Origin of the sequence: Burkholderia sp. 4M9327F10 (genome assembly GCF_005503145.1) — a bacterium.
Lineage (GTDB): Bacteria > Pseudomonadota > Gammaproteobacteria > Burkholderiales > Burkholderiaceae > Paraburkholderia.
This window is the reverse complement of record NZ_SCNV01000009.1, coordinates 41,483-66,962: the sequence shown is the minus strand read 5'-3', so window position 1 is coordinate 66,962 and position 25,480 is coordinate 41,483. Positions and strand designations below refer to the sequence as shown.

The 25,480-nt window shown below is 59.5% G+C and carries 20 protein-coding genes; 18 read left to right on the top strand and 2 right to left on the bottom strand.

Going from position 1 to position 25,480, the window contains the following annotated elements:
* The 9 genes from FFS45_RS11685 (at window position 1) to FFS45_RS11645 (ending at window position 8,308) form a co-directional block, all read left to right on the top strand.
* Entirely contained in the window at window positions 1–945 is a 945-nt protein-coding gene (locus FFS45_RS11685; protein WP_137954903.1) for an ABC transporter permease, read from the top strand.
* Window positions 942–1,916, top strand: a complete 975-nt coding sequence (locus tag FFS45_RS11680) for an ABC transporter permease (RefSeq protein ID WP_212745723.1) — start codon at window positions 942–944, stop codon at window positions 1,914–1,916. The genes FFS45_RS11685 and FFS45_RS11680 overlap by 4 nt, the downstream gene beginning before the upstream one ends.
* 44 nt (window positions 1,917–1,960) lie before the next feature.
* Window positions 1,961–2,821, top strand: coding sequence for an NAD-binding protein (locus tag FFS45_RS11675; RefSeq protein ID WP_137954795.1), 861 nt, complete (start codon window positions 1,961–1,963; stop codon window positions 2,819–2,821).
* Window positions 2,822–2,873: 52 nt separating this feature from the next.
* Complete coding sequence (locus tag FFS45_RS11670; RefSeq protein ID WP_137954794.1) at window positions 2,874–3,476, top strand: malonic semialdehyde reductase; 603 nt, start codon at window positions 2,874–2,876, stop codon at window positions 3,474–3,476.
* 35 nt (window positions 3,477–3,511) lie between these two features.
* The gene (locus tag FFS45_RS11665) at window positions 3,512–4,570 is read left to right on the top strand and encodes a maleylacetate reductase (protein ID WP_137954793.1); all 1,059 of its coding nucleotides are present in this window, start codon (window positions 3,512–3,514) and stop codon (window positions 4,568–4,570) included.
* 3 nt (window positions 4,571–4,573) lie between these two features.
* Window positions 4,574–6,298 carry a GMC family oxidoreductase gene (locus tag FFS45_RS11660; protein ID WP_137954792.1) on the top strand — a complete coding sequence of 575 codons (1,725 nt, stop codon included), beginning with the start codon at window positions 4,574–4,576 and terminating at the stop codon, window positions 6,296–6,298.
* A 57-nt stretch (window positions 6,299–6,355) separates the two neighbouring features.
* A complete protein-coding gene (locus FFS45_RS11655; RefSeq protein ID WP_212745721.1) occupies window positions 6,356–7,318 on the top strand; it encodes a sugar ABC transporter substrate-binding protein in 963 nt (320 codons plus the stop codon).
* A gap of 27 nt (window positions 7,319–7,345) precedes the next feature.
* Window positions 7,346–7,627, top strand: a complete 282-nt coding sequence (locus tag FFS45_RS11650; protein ID WP_249362762.1) for a YciI family protein — start codon at window positions 7,346–7,348, stop codon at window positions 7,625–7,627.
* A gap of 192 nt (window positions 7,628–7,819) precedes the next feature.
* A complete protein-coding gene (locus FFS45_RS11645) occupies window positions 7,820–8,308 on the top strand; it encodes a cupin domain-containing protein (protein WP_171029638.1) in 489 nt (162 codons plus the stop codon).
* Window positions 8,309–8,820: 512 nt separating this feature from the next.
* Here the strand turns inward: FFS45_RS11645 and FFS45_RS41705 are convergent.
* The gene (locus FFS45_RS41705) at window positions 8,821–8,991 is read right to left on the bottom strand and encodes a hypothetical protein (protein ID WP_171029637.1); all 171 of its coding nucleotides are present in this window, start codon (window positions 8,989–8,991) and stop codon (window positions 8,821–8,823) included.
* Here FFS45_RS41705 and FFS45_RS11640 point away from each other — a divergent pair.
* Window positions 8,962–14,343 carry an ATP-binding sensor histidine kinase gene (locus FFS45_RS11640; RefSeq protein WP_171029636.1) on the top strand — a complete coding sequence of 1,794 codons (5,382 nt, stop codon included), beginning with the start codon at window positions 8,962–8,964 and terminating at the stop codon, window positions 14,341–14,343. The two genes, FFS45_RS41705 and FFS45_RS11640, sit on opposite strands and share 30 nt — an antisense overlap.
* 61 nt (window positions 14,344–14,404) lie before the next feature.
* On the opposite strand, the gene FFS45_RS11635 is transcribed toward FFS45_RS11640, so the two are convergent.
* Entirely contained in the window at window positions 14,405–15,343 is a 939-nt protein-coding gene (locus FFS45_RS11635; RefSeq protein ID WP_137954788.1) for a LysR family transcriptional regulator, read from the bottom strand.
* A 442-nt stretch (window positions 15,344–15,785) separates the two neighbouring features.
* Between FFS45_RS11635 and FFS45_RS11630 the strand changes: the two genes are divergently transcribed.
* The 8 genes from FFS45_RS11630 (at window position 15,786) to FFS45_RS11595 (ending at window position 25,165) form a co-directional block, all read left to right on the top strand.
* Window positions 15,786–16,211, top strand: coding sequence for a hypothetical protein (locus FFS45_RS11630; protein ID WP_137954787.1), 426 nt, complete (start codon window positions 15,786–15,788; stop codon window positions 16,209–16,211).
* Window positions 16,212–16,342: 131 nt separating this feature from the next.
* Complete coding sequence (locus FFS45_RS11625; RefSeq protein ID WP_137954786.1) at window positions 16,343–17,008, top strand: TetR/AcrR family transcriptional regulator; 666 nt, start codon at window positions 16,343–16,345, stop codon at window positions 17,006–17,008.
* A gap of 213 nt (window positions 17,009–17,221) precedes the next feature.
* Window positions 17,222–17,620, top strand: a complete 399-nt coding sequence (locus FFS45_RS11620; RefSeq protein WP_137954785.1) for a hypothetical protein — start codon at window positions 17,222–17,224, stop codon at window positions 17,618–17,620.
* A 616-nt stretch (window positions 17,621–18,236) separates the two neighbouring features.
* On the top strand, window positions 18,237–18,485 hold the full coding sequence (locus FFS45_RS11615) for a hypothetical protein (protein WP_137954784.1): 249 nt from the start codon (window positions 18,237–18,239) through the stop codon (window positions 18,483–18,485).
* Between the two features lie 74 nt (window positions 18,486–18,559).
* Window positions 18,560–18,973, top strand: a complete 414-nt coding sequence (locus FFS45_RS11610; protein WP_137954783.1) for a hypothetical protein — start codon at window positions 18,560–18,562, stop codon at window positions 18,971–18,973.
* A 303-nt stretch (window positions 18,974–19,276) separates the two neighbouring features.
* Entirely contained in the window at window positions 19,277–22,444 is a 3,168-nt protein-coding gene (locus FFS45_RS11605) for an efflux RND transporter permease subunit (protein WP_137954782.1), read from the top strand.
* Between the two features lie 2 nt (window positions 22,445–22,446).
* Entirely contained in the window at window positions 22,447–23,634 is a 1,188-nt protein-coding gene (locus FFS45_RS11600) for an efflux RND transporter periplasmic adaptor subunit (RefSeq protein ID WP_137954781.1), read from the top strand.
* A 10-nt stretch (window positions 23,635–23,644) separates the two neighbouring features.
* Complete coding sequence (locus tag FFS45_RS11595; protein WP_137954780.1) at window positions 23,645–25,165, top strand: efflux transporter outer membrane subunit; 1,521 nt, start codon at window positions 23,645–23,647, stop codon at window positions 25,163–25,165.
* The last annotated feature ends 315 nt before the right edge of the window (window positions 25,166–25,480 follow it).

Sequence of the window (25,480 nt, the reverse complement as noted above, 5' to 3'; positions counted from 1 at the left end):
ATGACTCAAGCGGTGAACTGGACGCGCATACCCGCGCAGGTGCCAGGGGTCGCATGGATGATGGCGCTCGTCATCGTGGTCTTCACGGCGCTGAACCGCCAGTTCGTCGACATGGCGAATCTCGTCAATATCGGCTCGCAATCGTCGATCCTGCTGATCATTGCGTTGCCCATGACCTTCGTGATCCTGACCGAGGGCATCGATGTGTCGGCGGGTGCGGTGGCCGCTGCGAGTAGCGTGGCGCTCGGCTGCGTGATGCAGGCCGGCGCGAGCAGCGCCGTCGGCATCGTGACGGCCATCGGCGTCGGCGCACTGTTTGGTCTGGTCAACGGCACCCTCATCTCCTGGCTCAGGCTGCCTCCGTTTGTGGTGACGCTGGGGACCATGGGCATGGCGCAAGGTCTCGCGCTGATCCTGAGTGGCGGCCAGAGCATCACGGACATCGGCACAACCATTCCTGCGCTCTACAACGGCTCCATCCTCGGGATACCCGCGCCTTTGATCTTTGCCGCCGGCGCGTATCTGCTCAATCACGTTTTGATGTACCGGAGCCGCGTAGGGATCTACGCGAGAGCAATAGGCGGCAACCCCGAGGCGCTGCGTTTTGCGGGTATCTCGGTGCGGGTGTGGTTGATCGGCGTCTACACCTTCGCTGGCGCAATGTTCGGCATCGGCGCCGTGTTGCTGACCGCACGCATGAGCACGGCGCACCCAACGGCGTCGCTTGGCCTCGAATTCGATGCGATCGCAGCGGTGATCGTCGGCGGAACGTCGTTTGAAAAAGGCAAGGGCGGTCTGCCCGGCACGCTGCTCGGTGTGTTGACCATCGGCATGCTCAGAAATGGTCTCGATCTGGTGGGTGTGCCGTCGTCCGTGCAGGTGTCGTGTATCGGCGTGCTTGTGCTGCTCGCTCTCTTCGTTGAAGGATGGAAGACGCAATCATGAACTCGCTCAATTTCCCCAAAGCACTGCGGCCCACCGAGAACGTGTCGAAGCTGGTTTCGCGTCTCGCAGCGGTCTTCGTGGTGGGCCTCGCGCTGTCTCTCGCAACCGATGCGTTTCTGACCACCGGCAATCTGCTCAACGTCCTGCGCCAGACGAGCCTGCTGTTCCTGATGGCGTCGGGATTGACTCTGGTCGTGCTGACCGCGGGTATCGATCTCTCGATCGGCGCCAACGTGGCGCTGTCGGCGTGCCTTGCCGGGACCGCAATCAAGGCAAGCGGCTCGGCGCTCGAAGGCGCGGCGATCGCGCTGGCCTGTGGAACGATGATCGGTCTCGTGAACGGTCTGCTGGTCGCTGCGCTACGGATGCCGTCGTTTATCGCAACCTACGGAATGATGTGGCTGATCAACGGCTTTACGTATTACTACATGGGCGGCAACACCATCTACGGGTTTCCGCATGGCTTTCGCCAGCTCGGAAGCGGCTATCTGTTTTCGATTCCCGTACCGGTCTATCTGATGCTGATCTTCCTTGCGCTCGCCGCGCTCTTTGTCGGCCGTACGACATGGGGGCAACAGGTGTACGCGATCGGTTCGAATCCGGTCGCCGCGCGCTTCTCCGGTGTGCCGGTCAAACGGCGGCTCGTGCTCGTGTATGCGTTGAGCGGTCTGATGGCGGGTCTGGGCAGCCTCGTGTTTCTTGCGCGGCTCAATTCCGCGGAAGGGGATATCGGCGAGCCGTTGACGCTGCCTGCCATCGCGGCCGTGCTGATCGGTGGAACGTCGCTGTTCGGTGGCGTGGGGAGTCCGTATGGAACCCTGATCGGCGCACTGATCCTGACGCTGGTCCTGAACGGCCTGAACCTTCTGAATGTGGATGCGAACTGGCAACCGTTTGTCACGGGCGCAATCATCATCGTGGCGGTGCTGGTGGACTCCGTGAGCCGTCAGCGGCAGGAAGCACGAGCCTAGCGCGGTACAGAGGCAGACCCGCGACAAACCGAATGGGGAACTAGATGAAGCACATGCAACACGTGGTATGGCTCGGCAATGCCGCCTGTGAGCCGGTCAAGGAACGGCTGTCTCAACACCTTCAGGAACGCACGGGGCTTGTGCACGGCGGCCCGATCGATGACGCACAGGCGGTAATCAGCGCTTGCGCAAGCGAAGCAGAACTCCGTGAACGGGTACTGGGCCGCGGCGGGCTGTTTAGCGAGAAGCGCGCGGGCCTGCTGTATGTGGACATCACCTGGATCAGCGAAGGCCTCTCAGCGCAGATCGCGAAAGCTGCCGAAGCGGCCGGGGCACTGTATGTGCGCGCACCGTTGACGCAGGGACCGGGCGAGAGCGGCACGCCGGTTCATACGGCGATGGTGAGTGGCAGACATGACGCATACGAAGCCGCGCGCTTCCTGCTGGAAGGACTGGCCGGGAAGATCGTCTTTCTTGGCGAAAGCGAAGAAGCCCGTGCGATGACGCGCGTGCTTGATGTGATGACGGGCGTCTCGCTCGGAATGTGGGCGGAGGCATTGGTGTTCGGCGAGGCGGTGGGGCTGGACTGGAGCGAGATGGTTCAGGTCATGGAGACCAGTGCGATCGCTTCACCGTTGATCAAGGAGCACGCAGCGCGTGTTGCGCAGCACGACTACGATTCTCCCCTCACATGCGCAATCCTGGTCGAACGGCTCGAAGCAGCGCTGGCTCAGGGAAAGTCGACGGGCGTGGTGTTGACTCTCACTGGAATCGCGCACCAGATGTATCTGGGTGCGGTCGCCAGCGGAGCGGCGGAGCACGGTGCGACCGCGGTGATTCCCTGGCTCGAGACGGCGGCCGGCATGCGCGCCAACGACAGGAAGCGGGCACAACGCCGCTTGTGAGCCTTGCCCGAACTTTACCTTGATTGAAACCTGGAACTGGATGGATCGCATCATGACTACCACTGAAAGCAAGCTGGCCCCGGAAGCACTCGACCTGGTGTTCCGTTCTGCGCGCACCCAGAACGGCTGGCTTGACAAGCCCGTCACCGATGCGCAATTGCAGGAACTCTACGACCTGCTGAAGTACGGTCCGACGAGCATGAACACGTGTCCAGCGCGCTTCGTTTTTTTACGCACGCCTGAGGCGAAGGCACGCCTGTTGCCTGCATTGGCTCCGGCCAATGTCGAAAAAACGCAGCGGGCGCCTGTGTGTGTCATTGTCGGCTACGACCGGCGCTTTCACGATCAGTTGCCGACGCTTTTTCCGCATAAGGCCGACGCACGCGCGATCTTCGATGGCAAGCCGGAGCTGATCGAGAGCACCGCCTTTCGCAACGGCAGCCTGCAGGGCGCTTATCTGATCATCGCCGCACGGGCGCTTGGGCTTGACTGTGGACCGATGTCCGGGTTCGACGCGAAGAAAGTCAACGACGAGTTTTTCCCTGAAGGCGACGTCGCCGTCAACTTCCTGTGCAACCTCGGCTATGGCGACTCGGGCAAGGTTCTTGGGCGTCTGCCGCGCCTGCCGTTCGACGACGTCTGCACGCTGCTGTAACGGCCATTCGTCCCCACTCAACGAGGCTCAAGTCCATGTCGCACGCGTTCATTTACCAGGGGCTGCCTTCCCGGGTCATATTTGGCCGGGGAACCAGCGGAAAACTCGCCGAAGAAGCCGAGCGCCTCGGCTTGCAGCGGCTGTTGATCCTTTCGACGCCGGAGCAGACCGCGCTTGCCGAGCGCGTGCGTGAGCTGCTTGGAGCGCGTGCGGCAGGGATCTTTTCGGACGCCACCATGCATACCCCGGTAGACGTCACCGAGCGTGCACTGGAGGTTGCCGGCACGCTGGGCGTGGATGGCGTGGTGGCGGTCGGCGGCGGCTCGACGACGGGACTGGGCAAGGCGATCGCGCTGCGCACCGACCTGCCGCAGATCGTCCTGCCGACCACCTATGCGGGTTCAGAGATGACGCCGATCCTCGGCGAAACCCGGGGTGGCCGGAAAACGACCCAGCGTGGCCCGAAGATCCAGCCGGAAGTGGTGGTGTACGACGTGGACCTCACGTTGACCTTGCCGCCCACCATGTCGGCGCTTTCCGCGCTCAACGCGGTTGCTCACGCAGTGGAGGCGCTCTATGCACCGGACGGCAATCCGATCGTCTCGCTGATGGCAGAAGAGGGCGTGCGCGCAGTTTTCGATGCGCTTCCCGACGTGCTGCGCGAACCCGGCAATCCGGATGCGCGCGGCGAACTGCTGTATGGCGCGTGGTTATGCGCATGCTGTCTCGGCGCCTCGTCCATGGGGCTGCATCACAAGCTATGCCACACGCTGGGCGGACTGTTTGATTTGCCGCATGCGCAAACGCATGCAATCGTTTTGCCCTACGCGCTGGCCTTCAATGCGCCGGCGGTGCCGCAAGCCATGGAGCGGCTTGGCCGCGCCACGCGTTCCGCTGACGCCCTCGCGGCGTTGATGCAGCTTGAGCGTCAGTGCGACATCCCGCTCGCCTTGCGCGATATCGGCATGCCGCAGGATGGTGTCGCGCGTGCAGTCGAGGATGCGATGGCCAACCCGTACAACAACCCGCGGCCAGTCGACGCGGAAGGACTGCGCGCGCTTCTGGAGCGCGCGTGGGCTGGCATGGGGGTTTGACGTATGCATGCGCCGAGGACGGATCAAGACCCGGCACAGGGTCGGGATGCTGACGCAGGGCAGCAACCGGACTTTCTGATTGTCGGGGGCGGCACCGCGGGGGCGGTGCTCGCCGCGCGCCTCTCGGAGAGCGGCCGGCATAGCGTCATGCTGGTCGAGGCCGGGGTCGATACGCCGCCGGAATCGACGCCCGCCGACATACAGGACACGTTTCCCAGCTCGACGCTGAACCCCGCTTACTTTTGGCCGGGCCTTGAGGCCACCATCGTCGCGGGTGAGCGTCCACGTCCCTTTCCGCAGGCAAGGATCATGGGCGGCGGCTCGAGCATCATGGGGATGTTCGCATTGCGAGGCTTGCCGTCGGACTTCTCGCGCTGGGTTGCTGCCGGAGCGTCGGGATGGTCGTGGGAAGAGGCGGTGCGGCTTTACCGGAAGATCGAAAACGATCCATCGCGCGCAGGCGGGCAGACAGGTACGAGCCCTATCCGCAGGATGCCCGCGGACGAATGGCCGCCCTTTGTCTCGGCCATGAAGGAGGCCGCTCGGGCCCAGGGATTCGCTTACATCCACGATATCAACGAGACGCCGGGGGATGGTTTCTTCGCGATGCCGTCCAGCCGCAATGCAAACGTGCGCTCGACGAGCGCCGGCTGCTATCTGACGGACGAGGTGCGTAACCGCAAGAACCTGACGATCGTCGCGCAGACCCAGGTCACGCGCCTGGTTTTCGACGGGCGTAAGGTGGCAGGCGTCGACTATGTACGCGATGGCGGCGCGGGCAGGATCCTCGCGCGGCGTGTGATCGTTTCCGCCGGCGCGATCCATTCTCCGGCACTGCTGCTGCGCTCCGGTGTGGGGCCAGCAGCGGAGATTGCAGAGGCGGGCATCGCGCCGCTTATCGAGCGATCTGGCGTCGGACGGAATCTGCAGAACCATTCGTATCTGTTCTTCGCGCTGACGCTTCCGCGAGGCAAGCGGCTCGCTTCGCATCTGCGGCGCTTCGTGGTGGCGGGCCTGCGGGCTTCCTCGAAAGCGCCGGATTGCCCGGCTGGCGATCTGCTGCTGTTCACGCTGGGACGGGTCAGTCCACGCGGCTTCGGGACCGATGTTGCAATGGTGGGCTCGGCGTTGTACTCCCCGTTCTCGAAGGGCTTTGTGACGCTGGCGGGCAACGATCCGCTCGCGAGCCCGCGCGTGGACTTCCGGATGCTGGACGATCCGCGGGATGCGCCACGCGTGGTCAAAGGCGCGCGTCTGGCAGAGGAGCTGCTGCGCCATGCCGGCGTGGCCGCCTGCTACAGCGAGGCGTTCCTGCTGCCCGCGGGTATGGCCGTCAACCAGTTCAACCGCCCCGGCCTCGCGGGAACGGCGCTTGCCGCCGGTGCGAGCATTGCCCTCAATGCGCCGGGTCCGGTGCGGCGTTTCGCGGTGCGCCGCGCGTTCGGCACAGGACGGCCGCTCTCCGAGCGCCATGGCAGCACGGGCATCACCGACCGTGAGCTATTGGCGGCGATCGCGCCAATGGGGCATCCGGTTGGCACCTGTGCGATGGGCAGCCACAGTGATGAAAAGGCTGTGGTGGATGCGGGCTACCGTGTCATCGGGCTGGAGAACCTGTACGTCGTCGATGCTTCGGTGATGCCCGTGATTCCCAGCGCCAATACGAATCTGCCGACCCTGATGGTCGCGGAGCACGCTGCCGAGAAGGTGCTGCAAAGCGTTCATTAAAGCGCTCGCCCCGGCTGCTTGAAGCGGAAATTTTCAACGAGAACCATGGAGACAGACATGAACAAGCTTGCTATCAGGACCGTTCTTTTCGCCGCGTTGTGTGGATTGGCACCGCTTGCCCACGCCGACGGCGAGAATATCGCCGTGTTCACCAAAAACCTGACGAATCCGTATTTCCAGAGCGTGCGGCTTGGCGCGCAGGATGCGGCCAAACAGATGCATGCGAATGCCATCAACTACGTACCGACCAAAGCGGACAGCATTCCCGAGCAGATGAGCCAGATTGACGACGTGATCGTCAAGCGGCCGAGCGCAGTGGTGTTTATCCCGGTGGACTTCAAGGCGATGGGGCCGGGGATCGCCAAGCTGAATGCAGCGAAGATTCCGACCGTCAATATCGTCGATAAGGCGCAATCGGGAGATTTCGTTTCCTTCGTGGGTGCCAGCGATTACCAGATCGGCCTGCAGACGGCGCGCTATCTGTTCAAGGCAATGAACGGCAAGGGCAACATCATCATTCTTGAAGGCGTCCGGGGGACATCGACGTCAGACGAGCGTATGCGCGGCTTTCACGACGCCTTGAAGGAGGCGCCGGGAATCAAGGTGTTGAGCTCGCAGCCGGCCAACTATCAGCGCTTGCAGGCGCTTCAGGTGATGGAGAATCTGCTCCAGACCTATACGAACGTCGACGGCATTCTCGCCGCCAACGATGCCATGGCGATTGGTGCGCTCGACGCGCTCGACGGCGCCAACCAGCACGCCAAGGTCGTGGGCATCAATGCGAGCAAGGAAGCGGTGGACCTGATCAAGCAGGGCAAGCTTCTCGCCAGCGGAGATTATTCCGGCTTCAAGCAAGGCTGCATTGGCGTGATGGCCGCCCTGAGGGCGCTAAGGGGACAACCGGTGCCCAAGAGCATTGCGCTGAAGACGGAGGTCGTCACGGCGGCCAACTACCAGCAGTTCGATATCGCACCCGACAAGCTGACGTGCCCGGCCTGGGCCGATGCGACCGCGCAGTAATCGTGCACGGATAAACCTGAGGAGTCGATGATGCACTGGATCATATATTGCACCGATAAGCCGGACGCGCTGGCGTTGCGCGAGGCGAACATCGCGCTTCACCGCGCTTATCTGGAGAAGGCCCCGATCAAAGTCGCGATGTCAGGGCCCCTTACCGATGACAGCGGGGAGAAGATGAACGGCAGCTTCTTCCTCGTCGAAGCGGATTCGCGCGAAGAGGTCGAATCGTTTAACCAGCAGGATCCGTTCTTCGGCCTCAAGCTGTGGTCGGAGATCCGCATCCATCGTTTTTATAAGCGCGTCGGCTAGGTGTTAGCGCCAGAAAATCTTATCGCCTGGCGATTCCGGACCAACAGTTGGCCACCTGCAACAACCCGCATCGAGCGAACCGGACGACAATTTTGCTTCGAAGCCGATCAAAGATGGCTGTTTCGAGGTCTTTGAATGTCGTGGACGAGACGCCGGCCGGACATAAGCCGGGCGTCGCAAGGAGCGAATGTCATGCAGAGGAAAGTGGAGCCGGGTATGTCACATGTCATCCCTGCTGGAGAAGGGAAGCGGTTTGATGTTCTGGGTGCGCACCTGATCTGGAAAGCGCGCGGTGAAGACACCGATGGAACCTTTACGGTCGCGGTCCAGACCCTGGCGCCGTCGGAACACATTCCGCCGCATAAACATCAGTATCCGGAGGTGTTCTTTGTGACATCAGGAGAGCTGATCTTTACGCTCACTCGTGGTGCGGAGGAAGTCGAAGAGAAAGTCAGTCAAGGCGGTACGGTGATTGTGGCGGCAAACTCATACCACAGCGTCAGAAATAGCAGCAATGAAGATGCGACATTGCTCGACATCGCCTGCTTCGAACATCAGCAGTTCTTCGACGACGTTCAACAGGCGCATCAGGCGTGGAATGGGCTAACGCCGGAGCAGACGATGCAGCAGGTTGGCGAAATTGGACTAAGACACACCCTGGAATTCCGTGCGCCTGGCTAATCCATCGGCCAGTTCATCGAGCATTTACCAACGCGTGGGACCGGTCGCGGCTATGAATGCGTGGGAATTGAGGACACTTTGAGCGAAGGTGACAAAGGTGCATCCAGATGACGCAGACGAAACCCGATTAACCGGCCCCGTGCCAGAGGAGCCGGAGTTCGAGCTTGACGCGAAAGAAATCAACGCCCGTTTGCTAGCGGCCCCCTCATCAAAAAGCCCTTCCAACCCATACTTAGAACATATGGGTACCTACACTACTATGTATTTTTCATTTCTCCTGCCGCTTTGTATGCTACATGCTACACGCGGTTCGGCAGCCTACCCGGCGGGCGACGAGGCGCTATAAGGAGACCGCTTCCGATGTCATGCCGTGCTCCGTCACCGCGCGAACGCCAGTCCCTCAACCCGTCATCAAACATGCGCCGTCGCGGCTTTACGAAGCTGCATGTCAAACAACACTAGTTAGACTTCAAGGCCTGTCAGGATCGAAGCGGAGGTTTGTCCGCATGAACTCAGCGTCGGGATTCGATAGCCTTGACGATGGCAAATTCCGTCTGACTCGTGTCGACGGACAACGCATTTTCTGTCGAAACTGGCATGACGGCATCGCCGCTGGCGTTCTGAGGGCGCATGTCGCCGATACTGATACTGCCATGCAAGGCGATCTGCATCGTCTTGCGCATGAATTCAGCCTGAAAAGCGATCTCGATGGCACGTGGGCCGCTCGACCCGTGGAGCTTATCCGCGATCATGGGTGGACTGTACTGCTGATCGAGGAGCCGGGCGGCGAGCCGCTCGACCGCTTGCTGGGTCATCCCATGAAGATGGGACTGTTTCTGCGTACCGCCGTGAGTCTGGCAACCGCGCTCAGCCGTCTGCATGAGCGCGGCCTGATCCATAAGGACATCAAGCCTGCGAATGTATTGGCGGATCCGGAGAGCGGCGAGGCCTGGCTAACCGGTTTCGGAATTACGTCGCGCCTGCCACGTGAGCGTGCGCTGCCCGATCCCCCCGAGATCATGACGGGCACGCTTGCCTATATGGCACCGGAGCAGACCGGGCGTATGAATCGCTCGATCGATCCGCGTACCGATCTCTATGCGTTAGGGGTCACATTTTACGAAATGCTGACAGGCAGCCTGCCCTTCACAGCAGAAAGCCCCATGGAGTGGGTTCACTGTCATATCGCACGCAAGCCGGTGCCACCTGGTCAGCGCCTTCGTAGCATCCCCGCCGTGGTCTCCGCCATCGTCATGAAGCTGCTCGCCAAGGTGGCCGAGGAGCGTTACCAGACGGCGGCGGGCCTCGTCGCCGACCTGCAGCGGTGCCTGGCCGATTGGGAACATCGCGGCCAGGTCGGAGAGTTCGTCCCGGGAATCCGGGACACGCCCGGCCGCCTGCTGATTCCTGAGAAGCTGTATGGCCGTACGCGCGACATCGAAACCTTGCTTGCAGCTTTCGAGCGGGTCGTCGTCAGCGGAAGGCCGGAGCTTGTCGTTGTCACTGGATACTCCGGGATTGGCAAGTCCTCGTTCGTGAACGAACTGCATAAGGTACTCGTGCCTCCGCGCGGCCTTTTTGCGTCCGGGAAGTTCGACCAGTACAAACGGGATATTCCATACTCCACGCTTGCGCAGGCCTCAGCCAGCCTGATTCGCATGCTGCTGGGCAAAAGCGAGGAGGAACTGGGCGAGTGGCGCGACGCGTTGCGCGAAGCGCTGGGCCCCAACGCACAATTGATGGTGAATCTGGTCCCCGTGCTCGAGCTCGTCATAGGCGCACAGCCGCCTGTTCCCGAGCTTCCGCCCAAGGATGCCCAGAGCCGGTTTCAACTGCTGTTCCGCCGCTTTATCGGCGTGTTTGCCCGCAGGGAACATCCGCTCGCGTTGTTTCTCGACGATCTGCAATGGCTCGACTCGGCCACGCTCGATCTGTTCGAAGATCTGCTGACCAGCCAGGACGTGCAACACCTGATCGTGATCGGTGCATACCGCGACAACGAAGTGGACGCGGCTCATCCTCTGATGCGCAAGCTTGCGGGCGTGCGCCATGCAGGAGCCGTCGTGCGCGAGATCAAGCTTGCTCCGCTCGCGCATGAGGACGTAGAACACCTGCTTGCGGATTCGCTGCGCTGCGAGCCGCAAGAAGTCGCGCGGCTCGCGCATCTCGTCTACGAAAAGACCGCCGGAAATCCATTCTTCGTTATCCAGTTTATCTCCGTACTGGCGGAAGAATCGCTGCTCACCTTTGATCATGCGCGTTCTCAATGGCGTTGGGACCTCCAGCGCATCTTCGCCAAGGGTTTCACTGACAATGTTGTCGATCTGATGGTCGGCAAGCTTAACCGTCTGTCTGTTGCGGCCCAGCGTGTGGTTCAGATTCTTGCCTGCTTTGGCAACAGTTGTGACGTGCAGACACTGTCGTTCGTATGTGACATATCCGAGGAGGAAATCCACGCCGCCCTGTGGGAGGCCTTGTTTCTGGAGTTAATTGCGCGTGCCGGGAATATCTATAAGTTTGTCCACGACCGCGTACAGGAAGCCGTGTATTCACTGATCCCGACGGCCGAGCGGGCGCAAGTGCATTTGCGGATTGGCCGGCTGCTCAGGGACCATACGCCAGCCGCGAAGCAGGAGGAAGCGATCTTCGAAATCGTCAGTCAGCTCAATCGAGGGATCGAGCTGATCGATGCGCGCGAGGAGGCGGAGCAACTGGCGGGATTCAACCTGATCGCCGGCAAGCGCGCCAAGAATGCCGCCGCCCACGCCGCGGCGCTCAACTATCTCGCGACCGGCATGGCACTGTTGCCCGACGACGCCTGGACGAGCCGTCGCGAGCTGGTGTTCCAGCTGGAACTCAACCGCGCGGAGTGCGAGTTCCTGACGGGCGATCTGCAGGCCGCGGAGCAGTACCTGAACGTGCTCGCGACACGCGCCGTGAGCGAGATCGAGCGGACCCTGGTGGCCTCGTCACGCATCGATCTTTATACCGCCCTCAGTGACAGCAGCCGTGCCGTGGCGGTCTGTGTGGACTTCGTGCGCTCGCTCGGCTCGGAATGGCCGCTACACCCCACCGAACAGCAATGCCGGCGGGAATATGACCGGATTTTTTCGCAGCTTCGTGGTCGCGCCATAGCGGATCTCATCGAGTCGCCACTGATGGATGACCCGCCGTCTGTGGCGATGCTCGACGTGCTCGCGAAGGTATTCCCCTGCGCCTTGTACACGGACGCAAAGCTGCTGGCCCTGCTGGCGTGCAAGGCGGTCAACCTGACACTCAAGCGCGGCAATACCGACGCATCGTGCGTGGCCTACGTCTGGCTTGGCCAGATCGCCGGGCCGCTGTTTGGCGACTACAAGGCGGGAGCGGAGTTCGGACGGCTTGGCTACGAGCTCGTTGAAAGACGCGGCCTCGTGCGCTTTCAGGCGCGCGTCTACCTCTGGTTTGCGCAGTTCATCGTTCCGTGGACCCAGCACGTTTCAGTGTGCCGCGAACACTTCCTGCGCGCTTTCGAGGTCGCCAATCGTATCGGTGATCTCACGGTTGCCGCATACGTCTGCACCAATATCAACACGAACCTGTTGGCGGTGGGCGAACCGCTCAGCGACGCGGAACGTGAAGCCGGGAGCGGTATCGAATTCGCCCGCAAGTCGGGAATGTCTTTCGCTATCGACTCGATGGCCTCGCAGCTCGCCATGATCCGGACCCTCCGCGGCCTGACGTATAAGTTTGGCACGTTCGACGACGCGCAATTTGACGAAGCCAGCTTCGAACGCCGGCTCGAATCACGACCCGCGCTAGGGCTGGCAGCGTGCCGCTACTGGACGCGCAAACTACAGGCCCGCTTCCTTGCAGGGGACTATCGGGCGGCGGTGGATGCGCTGCAAAAGGCGCGCGAACTGTTCTGGATTGCCCCGTCTCTCTTTGAGGTCGCCGAATCACACTATTACGGGGCACTGGCCATTGCGGCCGTATGCGATTGCTCATGCGGGCAAAACAACGTTCGGCATCTCGAGGTGCTGCAGGCGATGCATGCGCAAATGAAGATCTGGGCCGACAACTGTCCTGAGAACTTCGCCGACAGCCATGCCCTCGTTAGCGCGGAACTTGCCCGTATCGACGGTCGTGACTTCGAGGCCATGCGGCACTACGAATGCGCCGTTCGCGCGGCACGCGAGCACGGTTTCGTCCACCATGAAGCGCTAGCCAATGAACTTGCGGCCCGCTTCTACGCCGCACGCGGTTTCGACCGGACGGCTCGCACGTATCTCCGTGACGCCTACCATGGCTACCTGCGCTGGGAAGCCACCGGCAAGGTCCGCCAGCTCGAACACCTCTACCCGTATCTTCTGGAAGTCGGACATGTCGTGCCTTCGACCAGCACCATTGCGACCCCGGTCCAGCAACTCGATCTCGCCACCGTAATCAAGGTCTCTCAAGCCGTGTCCGGCGAAATAGTACGCGAGAAGCTGATCGACATTCTGATGCGCACCGCGCTCGAGCACGCAGGCGCCGAGCGCGGCGTACTGACGCTGATGGGCAGTGTCGAACAGCGGATCGAAGCCAGGATCAGCGACGCGAGCGACCCCTCCGGCGTCAGCGTGCGGGAACTCGGTGCCGATGAAGCGACGCTGCCCGCCTCGATCATCCAGTATGCGGCGCGTACACGCGAAAGCGTGATCCTCGCCGACACCTCCGTGCAAAACCCGTTTTCGGACGATCCGTATATTCGCCAGAATCGCGCGCGTTCGCTGCTATGCGTACCGTTGGCCAATCAGGCCAACCTGATCGGCGCGCTCTACCTGGAGAACAGTCTGAGTCCGGATGTGTTCACGCCGACCCGCATCGCAATGCTGAAGCTGCTTGCCTCGCAAGCCGCAATCTCGCTGGAGAACACCCGTCTTTACCGCGACCTCGAAGAGCGCGAAGCGAAAATCAGGCGCCTCGTTGATGCAAACATCATCGGCATTTTCATCTGGGACGCGAAGGGCGCCATCGTGGAGGCGAACGATGCGTTTTTACACATGGTGGATTACGACCGTAAGGATGTGATCGACGGACGCGTGTCATGGAGCGACCTGACACCTTCCGAGTGGCTGGCGCAAAACCAGAAAACCATGGCCGATCTCCGGTCCACCGGTGTGTACCATGCTCAGGAGAAAGAATATCTCCGCCGCGACGGCAGCCGTGTGCCGGTTCTGCTAGGTGCGGCGGCATTCGACGAGCGCTGCGAACGTGGCGTCGCCTTCGTGGTCGATCTGACTGAACGCAAGCGCACCGAGCGGGAGATGCACGAAATCCAGATGAACCTGATGCGTTCGAATCGCATTGAAACCCTCGGGCAACTCTCGGCGTCGATTGCGCACGAGATCAGACAACCTGTTTCAGCGGCCGTTACCAATGCGCACGCGGCCCTGCGCTGGATGAATATCAAGCCGCTCGATCTCGGCGAGGTCCGTGCGGCGCTCAATGGCGTCATCAAGAGCGGCGATCGCGCTTCGGATGTTCTGAACGGCATGCACGCGCTGTTCAGGAAGGCCCCGCCGCGCGAGGATCCGGTTGAAATCAATCAGGCGATCAAGGACGTTATCACCCTTACCGCAGGCGAAGCCTCGAAATACGGTGTCGCGGTCCAAACGTATCTGACGGACAATTTGCCACCTGTGCAAGGCGACCGGGTTCAGTTGCAACAGGTGATGGTCAATCTGGTGATCAATGCGTTTGAAGCGATGAGCCAGGTCAGAGAGGGTACACGCGAACTGCGCATTCACACCGCTGCAAGCGAGCCCGATAGTATTTCCGTCTCAGTTGAGGACTCCGGACCGGGCCTGTCCCAGGACGATCTGGAGAAAATATTTCAGGCCTTCTATACGACAAAATCTGGCGGCCTCGGTGTGGGGCTTTCCATTTGCCGCTCGATCATCGAGGCGCACGGAGGACAACTGTGGGCCACTCCCGGCGCGCAACGAGGCGTGACCTTCCAGTTCGTGCTGCCGTGTTCTCCCCAGAAGCCATCCGCTAGCGGAGCGAAATAGACGCAGTGCGCCTGTATCGCCTCTCGTATCTCCTCCAGCTTCCCGATCGGGCGAGAGCCGATCAAGCCGCGAGATGGAGTTTTTCGGTCTCGATGCCTGTTTTCCGATGTGCAAAAAACCGGATGGACTCCTCGACGAGTTCACGTGTGCGGCGCGACATGAGACGTTTCTGTACGTAGTGGACACTGAGTTCCGCGTCTTCACGAATCAACGCTTCCTTCGCCAGGACTTGCTCCAGTCGCCCGGATTTGATGCATTCGGCGACTACGCATTCCGGAAGCAGTGCAACGCCGGCGTCCGCCAACACCAGGTCTTTAGCGGAACTCTCGCTGGCATAGAATCGATACCGGGGCATCCGCAGACGCTTGAGCATATCCGGATCTCTTAGCGAAGGTTCGCATTTTCCGTTCTCGTAGGCGTGCAGGAAAATAACGGTGTGCGAGGAGAGATCGGAAAGAGAGTCTATCTTTTGCGTTCGAGCAAGATACGTGGGCGAGGCCACGAGAATATGGGGAGACTGAAACAGGCGACGGCTGATCGCGGAAGTGTTCAGTATCTTCTGAGGCGGGTAGAGTGCGACGTCACAGTCAGAGTTTTCAAGGTCAAGACTGGATGCGCTGACCGTCACCTCAACGTCTACACCGGGCGCTCGCCTGGTGAATGCCAACAGGAGGTCCGACAAGCCTGAAGCTACCGCGAGTGGATGAGCCACGAGAGACACTTGTCCATCGAGTACATTCTTGTCCTCCGCCAGTTGCTGCTCGATCGCGTGAAGTTCCGTAATCACTCGAACACAGGTTTCGTAGTAGCAGCGGGCACCCTCGGCGAGCGAGACCTGCCTTGTGGTCCGCTTGATCAGCCGGGAATGGGTGTGCTTCTCGAGTGCAGTCACCGCTCGCGAAATCTGCGCCTTCGATGTGCACAGTGCATCCGCAGCTTTGGTGAAACTTCCAAACTTGGCAACCGCCACGAAGGCACGGATTGAAGTCAGATGGTCCATCTCTACTCTCCAGAATGATATTTTTCGAAACGCCCGCTTGATTCTCGGTCTCGAGGGCCGTGCAGCGTCTGAAGTTCGCGGAGTTGAGACGCGAACCACAATCGAAGTCAGAACTGGCTGATTTATATTAGTAACGCTGCCAGCTTCGAACAAGGCTACTAAGGATTACATGATTGTCGTCGTCCGGTTAACGACCCTATACGATGGTTTAAGTGCGAGGCCCGTTTGGTGGTCTGGCTGCCTGTCGTTACAGCGGCATGCTTTGCGGGTGGATCGTCAGTTCGAGAGCAGGACACCTGGCGTTTGTCTATACTGGGCACGCTTCCTTTCCCGGAGGCTACTGGCGCGTCAGCAAAGCCGGCCGGTGAGAAAGATGACTGAAAGATTCATGCGGCACAAAGCATCGAAACCGGGAATCTGAAAAAATCACTTGGTGGTCCGTATGAATTCAAGAAGTCGTTCGCAAGAAGTGGCCGAGACACTCGAAGCAATCAAGGCAAGTCTGCTGCCGATTCCCACGGTATTCGTTGACAGCCTGTCTCTGCGAAATCATATGGCGCTTGAAATGATGCGCATCGGCTTTGGTTCAGGCTTTCATCTGGAGACCTTGATCAAGGTCGTCGCATTATGCGGATTTCTCGCCGATGACGGCTATGGAACCGTGACTCACGAGGAAAAAATTGCGGCACAGGAGGCTGTCAAAGCTGCGCTGGGCAGGGGGCATGGACTGGGGCAATGGTCTCTCGACGAGGAAGCATTCGGCGATATCGCAAGGATCGTTGCGCTTCATGACGAACAATTGCGTATTGCGCCATTTGTTGCGGTGTTTGCCGCGAATAAGAGGCTTGACGGGTTTATGCCGGAGTAGCGCTGCGTGAGTTTTGTGGATTGCGCCGACCGCTCAATTCACTCCTGCTACGTTTGAGGTGTCGACGCGTGCCGCGTCGTCCTGTCCGACCCGTTTTCATGTAGAACCGAGGGACCGGGGTGAGGCCGGAAATGGCGAAAAAGAACGAAAAAAAAAGCAGAAAAGCCGGCCGTTCCACGGAGCGACGAGAGCGAAGACTGCAGTCGAAACGCGTCAATGTTCATGAGCTGGACGCTCGGGTGACGGAATCGATCGTGCAAAGTGCACTCGCCATAGGCGAGCGTTCCGGATTTGACGGTCTGACAGTTGAAAGCATCGCCACGTATTCGGGCGTTGCAAAGACCACAATCTATCGGCGCTGGCCGGACGTCTGCTCCATTGTCTCGCATGCTTTCTTTAAGGAGGCGAAGCTTGCGGCGCCAATCGAGCAATGTTCCACCGCCCGGGAAAGCCTTCGCGCGTCGATGCGCAACCTTGCTAATACATTAAACGGCCGCTTCGGGAAAATGTTGTGCTTCCTGATCGCTCAGGCCCAGAACGATGACGACGTCAGAAGGGCGCTACGTACTGAGTGGTTTAAGCCGCGGCGACAGCTTGCCGGTGCGATTCTCCGCAGCGGTATAAATAGCGGCGAGTTGAGGGCGGATCTCGACGTGGACATCGCCCTGGATGTTCTGGTCGGAAGCCTCTATCAGCGAGTCCTGGAAGCGGGTGCTGATCCTATGCCAACAGAACCACACATCGATAGCTTACTGGATGCAATCTTCGCGGGCCTGGCGCCACCCGGCGATGGATAGCCTGAAGCGTTTGCAGGAATCGCATTTGTATTAACTAAACAGCGTGACCTAGACCTGCGCCGAAGGACTTTCAAACACACTTTCGATTTTAGGACACCTCCGTAGTGCGTGGCCTTAGGACCGTTTCCAGTTTCAACACTCTTCCTATACTATGGGGCTGTTAGATCGTTCGTGACATCAGGCGGGAGTTCAGCGAATGCACGGAGTACATCGGTGAGTTACCAACGGCGCTTGAATGAAGGGGCGGTGACGGCGCCAACGCCGGATAAGTCTGGGTCCTTAAGTCTGGCCGAAGGAATTAAAAGCTTTCAGGCCGTGGCAGGAGCGGAGCCAGATTTGTGGACCCTCTTTATTACGCTGGATGAGCGGGGATCGACAACGGCCTGCGAGAATCTGTATCGCTTCGTGACGCATGCGTTGCTCTACTACGATTACGAACAACTGATATTTTCATGTCCTGATGGGCATCCCTTGTGGCTTACGTACTTCTTTCGAAAACTCAAAGGGTATGGTCTACGGGCAGAAGTCACCCCGCAACCGAACAATCCCCATCTCGTCAGGGCGATCATGGGCGCCGTCCATACTCGGTCTGAAACTTCGACACAGCACTAGAAGCGGATCCGCCGGACCGCGCCATTGAGCGCGTCGCACTTCAGGCGATTCACGCTTGCGCGTCACGCATTGATGCACCATTGCGCTTGCGTCAGCGCCAAGGCCTCCTGACGGATGGTTTTCCATTGGTTGCGTAATAAGGCCAGTTCATGCCAGAATTCGATACGTACCGTAGCGTATCGAAGACGGGTCGCCATTCAGGAGGGTGCGTGTGGTTGGGCGAGCCCTCGTGCCGGTTTTATGAAGGTCATTCCGCAATGACAGCAGCGCTTGCTGGGTTTTCCGTTTCTCAGGCAGACATACGTTTGTATGGGGTCGGCAAACTATCTACTCCATCATCCTATTCGATCGTAGACTGGCTGGCCGATCATCGCTCGACTATCTTCCTATTCACGGGAGCCAGAATAAAAATATGGACACTTGTTGGGTCGCAAATGCCAACGTCATTGATGTGTGGTACTGCCGTTGACATGCTCGTGGATCGTATTTCATCTATCAGGTTCATGTGGGACATGATGGGCGTGAAGTCAACGACTTGATGAATGGGCGGAAGGGACGAAGGTTCTGCGATGCCAGGTGCGGCTCGCTGGAGTGACCGGCATTCGATGAGGCTAGCATGAAGAATCAGGAGTTCGACGCGGCATCTGGGTTTCCTGCGCCGCAGGACGACAACATCCTGGATGCGAAGGTCTGGCGGTGGTATAGCGCAGCGGTAGCGGCGGGTCGTGTCACATGCTACTGGAACGAGCGAGCCTGGGTCGTGAATCTGAACGGCCGGGAGATCGCGGAAGATGTGTCGTTCCGGCATGCTCTCAAGTCGGCCGAAGTCATGGCCCGTGCACTGTCGGCATTGCGGCGCGGCTGAACATCTGGGGAACGGAAATGATCCCGAATCCATATGAAAGGACCTGGCTAAAGCTCGACTCCACGAGACGTTCAATGTTTCCTTTCTGTAGTTCGGCTCGCGCATTTATTGCGTTTACCGTGCTGTGGAGCGTGGCGGAACTTCCTTGGGAACTGGAAGCAACGCCATCCGGGATGGCTACCGCCGCGTTGGTCTTTGCAAAGCTAATGTTTGTTTTTATCGCTACTTTGACTTTTCTGAACGTGAAGTGGGCAAGTGTCGTCTACATCGTGATATGCGCGCTGAGCATACTGGCCATCTCGCCTTCGCTGTTGCTGGAACTGAAAAGCCTTCGGATGGGCTTCGCTCTTTCAGTAGTAGAGGTGCTCGCCAAGGCAGGGTGTCTGTTGACCATGAGCGGCTGGGCAGGGAAAGTTTCCAACGCAATACACTCGTTGCGACAGACGAATGACTTTCGACACTCCGATCATCGGCCCGGAAATTTCTGATCTGACTCGCCAGATCAGATCTGAGGAATCTGGAAAGCGATAAAGATTCGCTTCAGTCGAGTCCGGTCAGGCGGGAAGTGTTGATAAAAACATATTAAGCATAACGAATTTATTGTAGATGATTTGTAAGTTACATGGCGTCACTGCCGCGGAGTGAAAAGGGCAGTGGCAGGTGGATCCGCGGGCAAAAGTAGCTGTCGGTCTCAACAGGGGAAGAGATCTTTGCTTTGAGCGCGTGATCCCCGGATGGGCCGATGAGCTGGGTGAAGTGCGCCGACATTAACCTTTTGAGTGACCAGTGCCATGTGGATCGTAAAGATAGCGTTACAGAGGCCGCTGACCTTCATCGTCGCGGCACTTCTGATCCTGATAGCAACGCCTTTCGTTTTGCTCAAGATGCCGACCGATATCTTCCCGGACATCGACATCCCGGTCGTCAGTATCATCTGGAGCTATAGCGGTTTCGATGCGTCCGATATGGAACAGCGGATCGTGACTGTCAGCGAGCGCAGTTTGACAACGACGGTCAACGACATCGAGCATATCGAGTCGTCGTCCCTCTCCGGGGTGGGGGTGATCAAGCTTTACATGCGCCCGAATGCCAGCGTGCCGATGGCTGTCGCACAGGCGGTCGCAAACTGTCAACAGATATTGCGGCAGTTGCCTCCAGGCATTACGCCGCCGCTCGTGATCAAGTATTCGGCCTCGAGCGTACCGATCATTCAGTTGGGCTTGTCCAGCGACACGCTGTCGGAACAGCAGTTGAACGACCTTGGGATGAACTTCCTGCGTCCTCAGCTTGTGACGATTCCGGGCACGGCAATACCCTATCCTTATGGAGGCAAGTCGCGCGTGATCGCGGTCGACCTCGATACTCAGGCACTTCTCGCGAAGAACCTGACGCCGATCGATGTCGTAAACGCCGTGAATGCGCAGAACCTGATATTGCCATCGGGTACCGCAAAGCTCGGGCCGACCGAATATCAGGTGAATGTCAACGGTGCGCCTGACACCGTTGGCGAGTTGAATGCGATCCCAGTCGTAACGAGGAACGGCTCGACAACCTATCTGAATGAGGTGGCGCATGTCCGGGACGGGTTCTCGCCACAAACGAATGTCGTGCGTCAGGACGGCCGGCGCGGTGTGCTGCAATCCGTCCTGAAGAACGGCGATTCATCGACCCTGCAAATAGTGAGTGATCTGAGGAAGCTGCTGCCGTTGGCGGCGGCAACGCTTCCGAAAGAACTTCGTATTACGCCGTTGTTCGATCAGTCGGTTTTCGTCAAGAGCGCCATTTCCGGTGTCGTGCGCGAAGCGCTGATTGCGGCCGCGCTGACGGCGGCGATGATTCTGATGTTTCTCGGAAACTGGCGCAGCACCGTGATCATTGCCGTGTCGATTCCATTGTCGATCCTCTCGTCGATCATTGTGTTGAGTGCCCTTGGGGAGACGATCAACCTGATGACCCTCGGGGGGCTCGCCCTGGCGGTCGGTATTCTCGTTGACGATGCGACGGTGACGATCGAAAACATCGAACGCCATTTGCACCTCGGTACGCCGTTGGACGAAGCCATTCTGACCGGGGCGGGCGAGATTGCGGTTCCGGCGCTCGTCTCGACGCTGTGCATCTGTATCGTCTTCGTGCCAATGTTCTTTCTCAATGGCGTCGCGCGATTTCTGTTCGTGCCGTTGGCGGAGGCCGTGGTGTTCGCCATGATCCCGTCGTACATCCTGTCGCGCACGCTGGTGCCAACGCTGGTGAAGTTTTTGATGGCGAACGTTACGCATGCGCCGTCGGATGAACGGCCCAGCATGTTTCACCGTGTCCAGCGACGCTTCGAGGCCGGCTTTGAGCGCCTGCGTGCGAACTACGTGGTTGTGCTCGAAAGCATATTGTCGCGCAGGCGAATATTCGTTCCCGTGTTCGTCGGCTTCTGCCTGCTGTCGTGCTCGCTGTTTCTGGTGCTGGGCAGGGACTTCTTTCCGAGCGTCGATTCGGGCCAGATCCGCTTGCATATGCGTGGACCGACCGGGATGCGCATCGAGGAATCGGCGAAGCTGGCCGATGAGGTGGAAGGCTCGATCCGGCAAACCATTCCCTCTCACGACCTGAACACCATTCTTGACAACATCGGACTGCCGGTGAGTGGTATCAACCTGGCGTATAGCAATGCCGGAACGATCGGCAACTCCGATGCGGAGATTCTGGTCGCGATGAGCGAAGGCAAGCGCAAGCCGACGCAGGACTATGTCCGGACACTGCGCAGCGAATTGCCGAAGCAGTTTCCCGGTGCGGAATTTTTCTTCCAGCCGGCGGATATGGTCACCCAGATTCTGAATTTCGGTTCGCCAGCCGCGATGGACGTGCAGTTTTCCGGAAACGACATCACAAAGCTGCGCTCGATTGCAAATGACCTGACGTATCGAATGCGCGCAATTCCGGGTGCGGTGGATGTGCACGTCTATCAACTGGACAACAACCCGACGCTCGATCTGAAGATGAACCGCACGGACATCCAGCAGGTTGGACTGGAAGCCAGCGATGTCGCGCAAAACATGCTGGATTCCTTGAGCGGCAGCTTTCAGACGTCACCGTCATTCTGGCTCAGCAAGAACGGAGTCGTCTACAACGTTGCCGTGCAATCGCCGCAATACCGGATCAACACGCTGGACGATCTGCTGCGTACGCCTGTGTCCCATTCCGGCTCGGGATACCCCTACCAGCTTCTCGGCAACCTGGTGCAGGTGAACCCCAGTATCCAGCCGGCGGTTGTCTCGCACTACAACATCATGCGTACGGTCGACATCTATGCGGACGTCGACGACCGCGATCTTGGTTCGGTGAGCAATCAGATACAAAAGATGGTTGCACAGGTAAGGGCGAGTCTGCCAAGAGGCTCACGAGTGACGCTGCGGGGGCAAGTCCAGACAATGAACTCCTCGTTTCTCGCTTTGGGGGTGGGGCTGGTGATGGCAATTGTTTTGGTCTACTTGCTGATTGTCGTCAATTTCCAGTCATGGGTCGATGCATTCATCATCATCACAGCGCTGCCCGCCGCGCTGGCGGGAATTGCGTGGATGCTGTTCATCACCGAGACGACGCTGAGCGTGCCGGCCCTGATGGGAGCGATTATGACCATGGGTGTGGCGACCGCCAACAGCATTCTGGTGGTGGCCTTCGCCCGCGAGCGACTGGAGGCGCTCGGCGATCCTATCCTCGCAGCCTACGAAGCAGGCGCTACCCGCATACGTCCGGTTTTGATGACGGCACTTGCCATGATTATCGGCATGATCCCGATGGCGCTCGGCATGGGCGATGGCGGCGAGCAGAACGCGCCGTTGGGGCGTGCCGTCATTGGGGGATTGCTGTTCGCGACGTTCTCGACCCTGTTGCTTGTTCCGTCGGTATTCGCGCTGCTTCACAAAAAGAACGCGACTGACGTTACCGCTCACCCGGCTCTTGGAGAATGAAAATGTCCTCTACACGTGATCCTTTGGAACCCAGGCTCATACGCGATACGGATCCGCATGAAGCCAAACTCGGTACGGTGCGCCGCGCTGCGAAAGCCGGTCTTCTTGTGGCGCTGGTGTTTGCCGTGCTGGGCGCGAGAGCGATCTGGGACCGCTCTTCGCAGGCCAACGCACTGGAACAGTCGGCCGCGGATCATACGGCGCAATACGTTACCGCCATCAACCCCAAGGCGGAAAACGCGCGGCAAATCGTGACCTTGCCAGGCACGTTGATGGGCTACACGGAGTCGCCGATCTATGCGCGCAGTACAGGCTATCTCGCGCATTGGTACAAGGACATTGGCGATCAGGTGAAGCAGGGCGAGTTGCTCGCGAGCATCGACACACCTGAGATCGACCAGGAGTTGAACCAGGCCCAGGCGACCCGGCAGCAGGTAATGGCCAGTCTGGGGCTGGCGGGCATTTCGGCACGGCGTTGGCAGACACTGCGTTCGCACGATGCGGTGTCTCAACAGGAGGTGGACGAAAAGGATAGCGCGCTCACCCAGTCTCAGGCGGACCTGGTGGCGGCGACCGCGGCGGTAGGCAGGCTGCAGGAGCTGGAGCGCTTCAAGCAGGTGGTGGCGCCGTTTCCCGGCGTCATCACGCGGCGTAACGTCGACGTAGGCGCGTTGGTGGACGCGGGCGCGGAAGCACCTGGTAGAGAGCTGTTCATGCTCGCGAGGGTCGACATTCTCAAGACCTACGTCTACGTACCGGAAGCCTATTCGCAGCGAATCCGCGTTGGGCAAGCGGTTCAGGCGACGCTCGCAGAGCTTCCGGGGCAGAGCTTCGCTGGAACCATTGCGAGGATATCCAATTCGATCGATACGGTGACGCGCTCGATGCAGATTGAAGTGGACTTGCCTAACCCCAAAGGTCTGCTGAAACCCGGATCGTACGCCGATGTGCAGCTTGACCTTCCGTCGGAAGACGCGGTGGTGATACCGGCCAACACCTTGCTGTTTCGCGCGGAAGGCTTGCGTGTTGCGGTGATTGGCGCGGACAGCAAGGTCACACTGGTGCCGGTTACCGTGGGTGACGACTACGGCACCACTCTCGAGATCGTCAAGGGTATCAAGGCAACGGACCGGTTGGTGCTCAATCCTCCGGATTCGCTGGAGAGCGGGCAGCGCGTGGTTGTCCGCTAAGGGGTATCACATGAATACCCACACAAAACTTGCTTTCGCCTGGGCTATAGCTGGCGCATGCACAGGCTGTGCAGTGGGGCCGGACTATGTGAAGCCGACCGTTCCAACCCCTGCCGACTGGAAACCGGAGGCGCCGTGGCAGGCTGCGAATCCGCAGGATGGCGTTCTTAAGGGGGACTGGTGGACCTTGTTCGGCGACTCGAACCTTGATGATCTGGAGGCCAGGGCGGCATCGGCCAATCCAACCTTGAAGGCATCTGTCGAACACTACCAGCAAAGCGTAGCGGAGCTTGGTGAAACCAGGTCCGCGATGATGCCGTCGGTGGGCGTAGGGGTGGACGGCGGCAGGGAGAGGATCTCCGGCAACCGGCCGGTGCAGGACTACGCCGTACCCAGCACCTCTACAGTGCAGAACGATATTCAGGTGGGAATCCAGGCCAGCTACGAGGTCGACCTGTTCGGCCGCGTGCGGCGCGAGGTGGAAGCGGCTCAGGCGAATAGCGAGCAGTCGAAGGCGGATCTTCAGAACATGCGCCTCGTCGTGGCGGCGCAGGTTGCCACCACCTATTTTAGTGTCCGCGAGCTGGATGAAGAAATCGCGGTGGTCGACTCGACGGTGGAATTCCAGCAAAAGGCGCTGACCTTTGTGACTCATCGATACCAGGATGGCGATGCATCGGCGCTCGATGTGTCGCAGCAACAGGCGGAACTCGATGCAACGACGACACAACGCGAACTGCTCCACGAGAGCCGGGCTCGCGAGCTGCATGCGCTCGCGACCCTGACCGGCACTGCCGCGCCGGAGTTTTCCCTGGCGGCCGGCAAGATGCCCGTGACGTTGCCGGCAATACCGGTAGGCATCCCTTCCGAGCTTCTGCAGCGCCGCCCTGACATTGCAGCGTCCGAGCGAGCCGTTGCCGCTGCGAATGCGAAGATCGGTGTCGCCCGGAGTGCTTATTACCCGAACATCGTGCTGACGCCTCAATTTGGTTTTGAGTCGGTGGCGACTTCGTCGTTATTCACGGCCTCCAGCATGCTGTGGTCGTTGGGCGGTTCCGCGTTCGAAAACATCTTCGAAGGCGGGAAGATCGTGGCAATGAACAGATTTGCGGAAGCGGGTTACCGGGCATCCGTGGACGATTACTCGCAAACCGTATTGAAGGCCTTCCAGGAGGTCAGCGATGGGATGTCGAGTCTGGCCTATCTGGGCAGGGCGGCTGATCAGTCGGCGAGGGCGACCACCAGTGCGAATCGGGTTCTTTCTATTTCGACGGAGAGATACAAGGACGGTCTCGCCAACTATCTGGATGTGATCGATGCACAGCAAAGTTCGCTCGTGCAACAGCGCCTGAACACTCAAATACGTGGCGATCAGCTCGCGCAATATGTGTTTCTGATCAAGGCGCTTGGCGGTGGCTGGAGTGAGGGGGAATCGAGCGAGCCGGCTGTGATGCCGGCCGCGGAGGCTCCGGGAAATGCGAAGAAGGAGACAAGTCCTTCATTGCTCGCGACGGAGCGGTTTGCACGTTGACTGTGCCAATCAAATCCGAATGGCAGGTGCGTATGTTTAGGTCCTTTGAAGAGAGTCCCGATGTCGCTTCTGAAATGAACGATCTTTGCCTGCAGCTTTTTGACCGATGGTGCGAAGCCCGAAGCGTCGTTCCACTTTCATATCTGATGACGGCATGGCCGATCGCCGTACCCGAACCGCCATCTGCCAGACATCTTTCGGACGTGCTGCGAAGTCTCATGAGCGCACACTCTGAGTGTCTCGAGATCGACGAGCGTCAGATTGCCGAAAAACTGATTGGGGTTGCTAATCAGATGTACATGTAACGCCTATCGA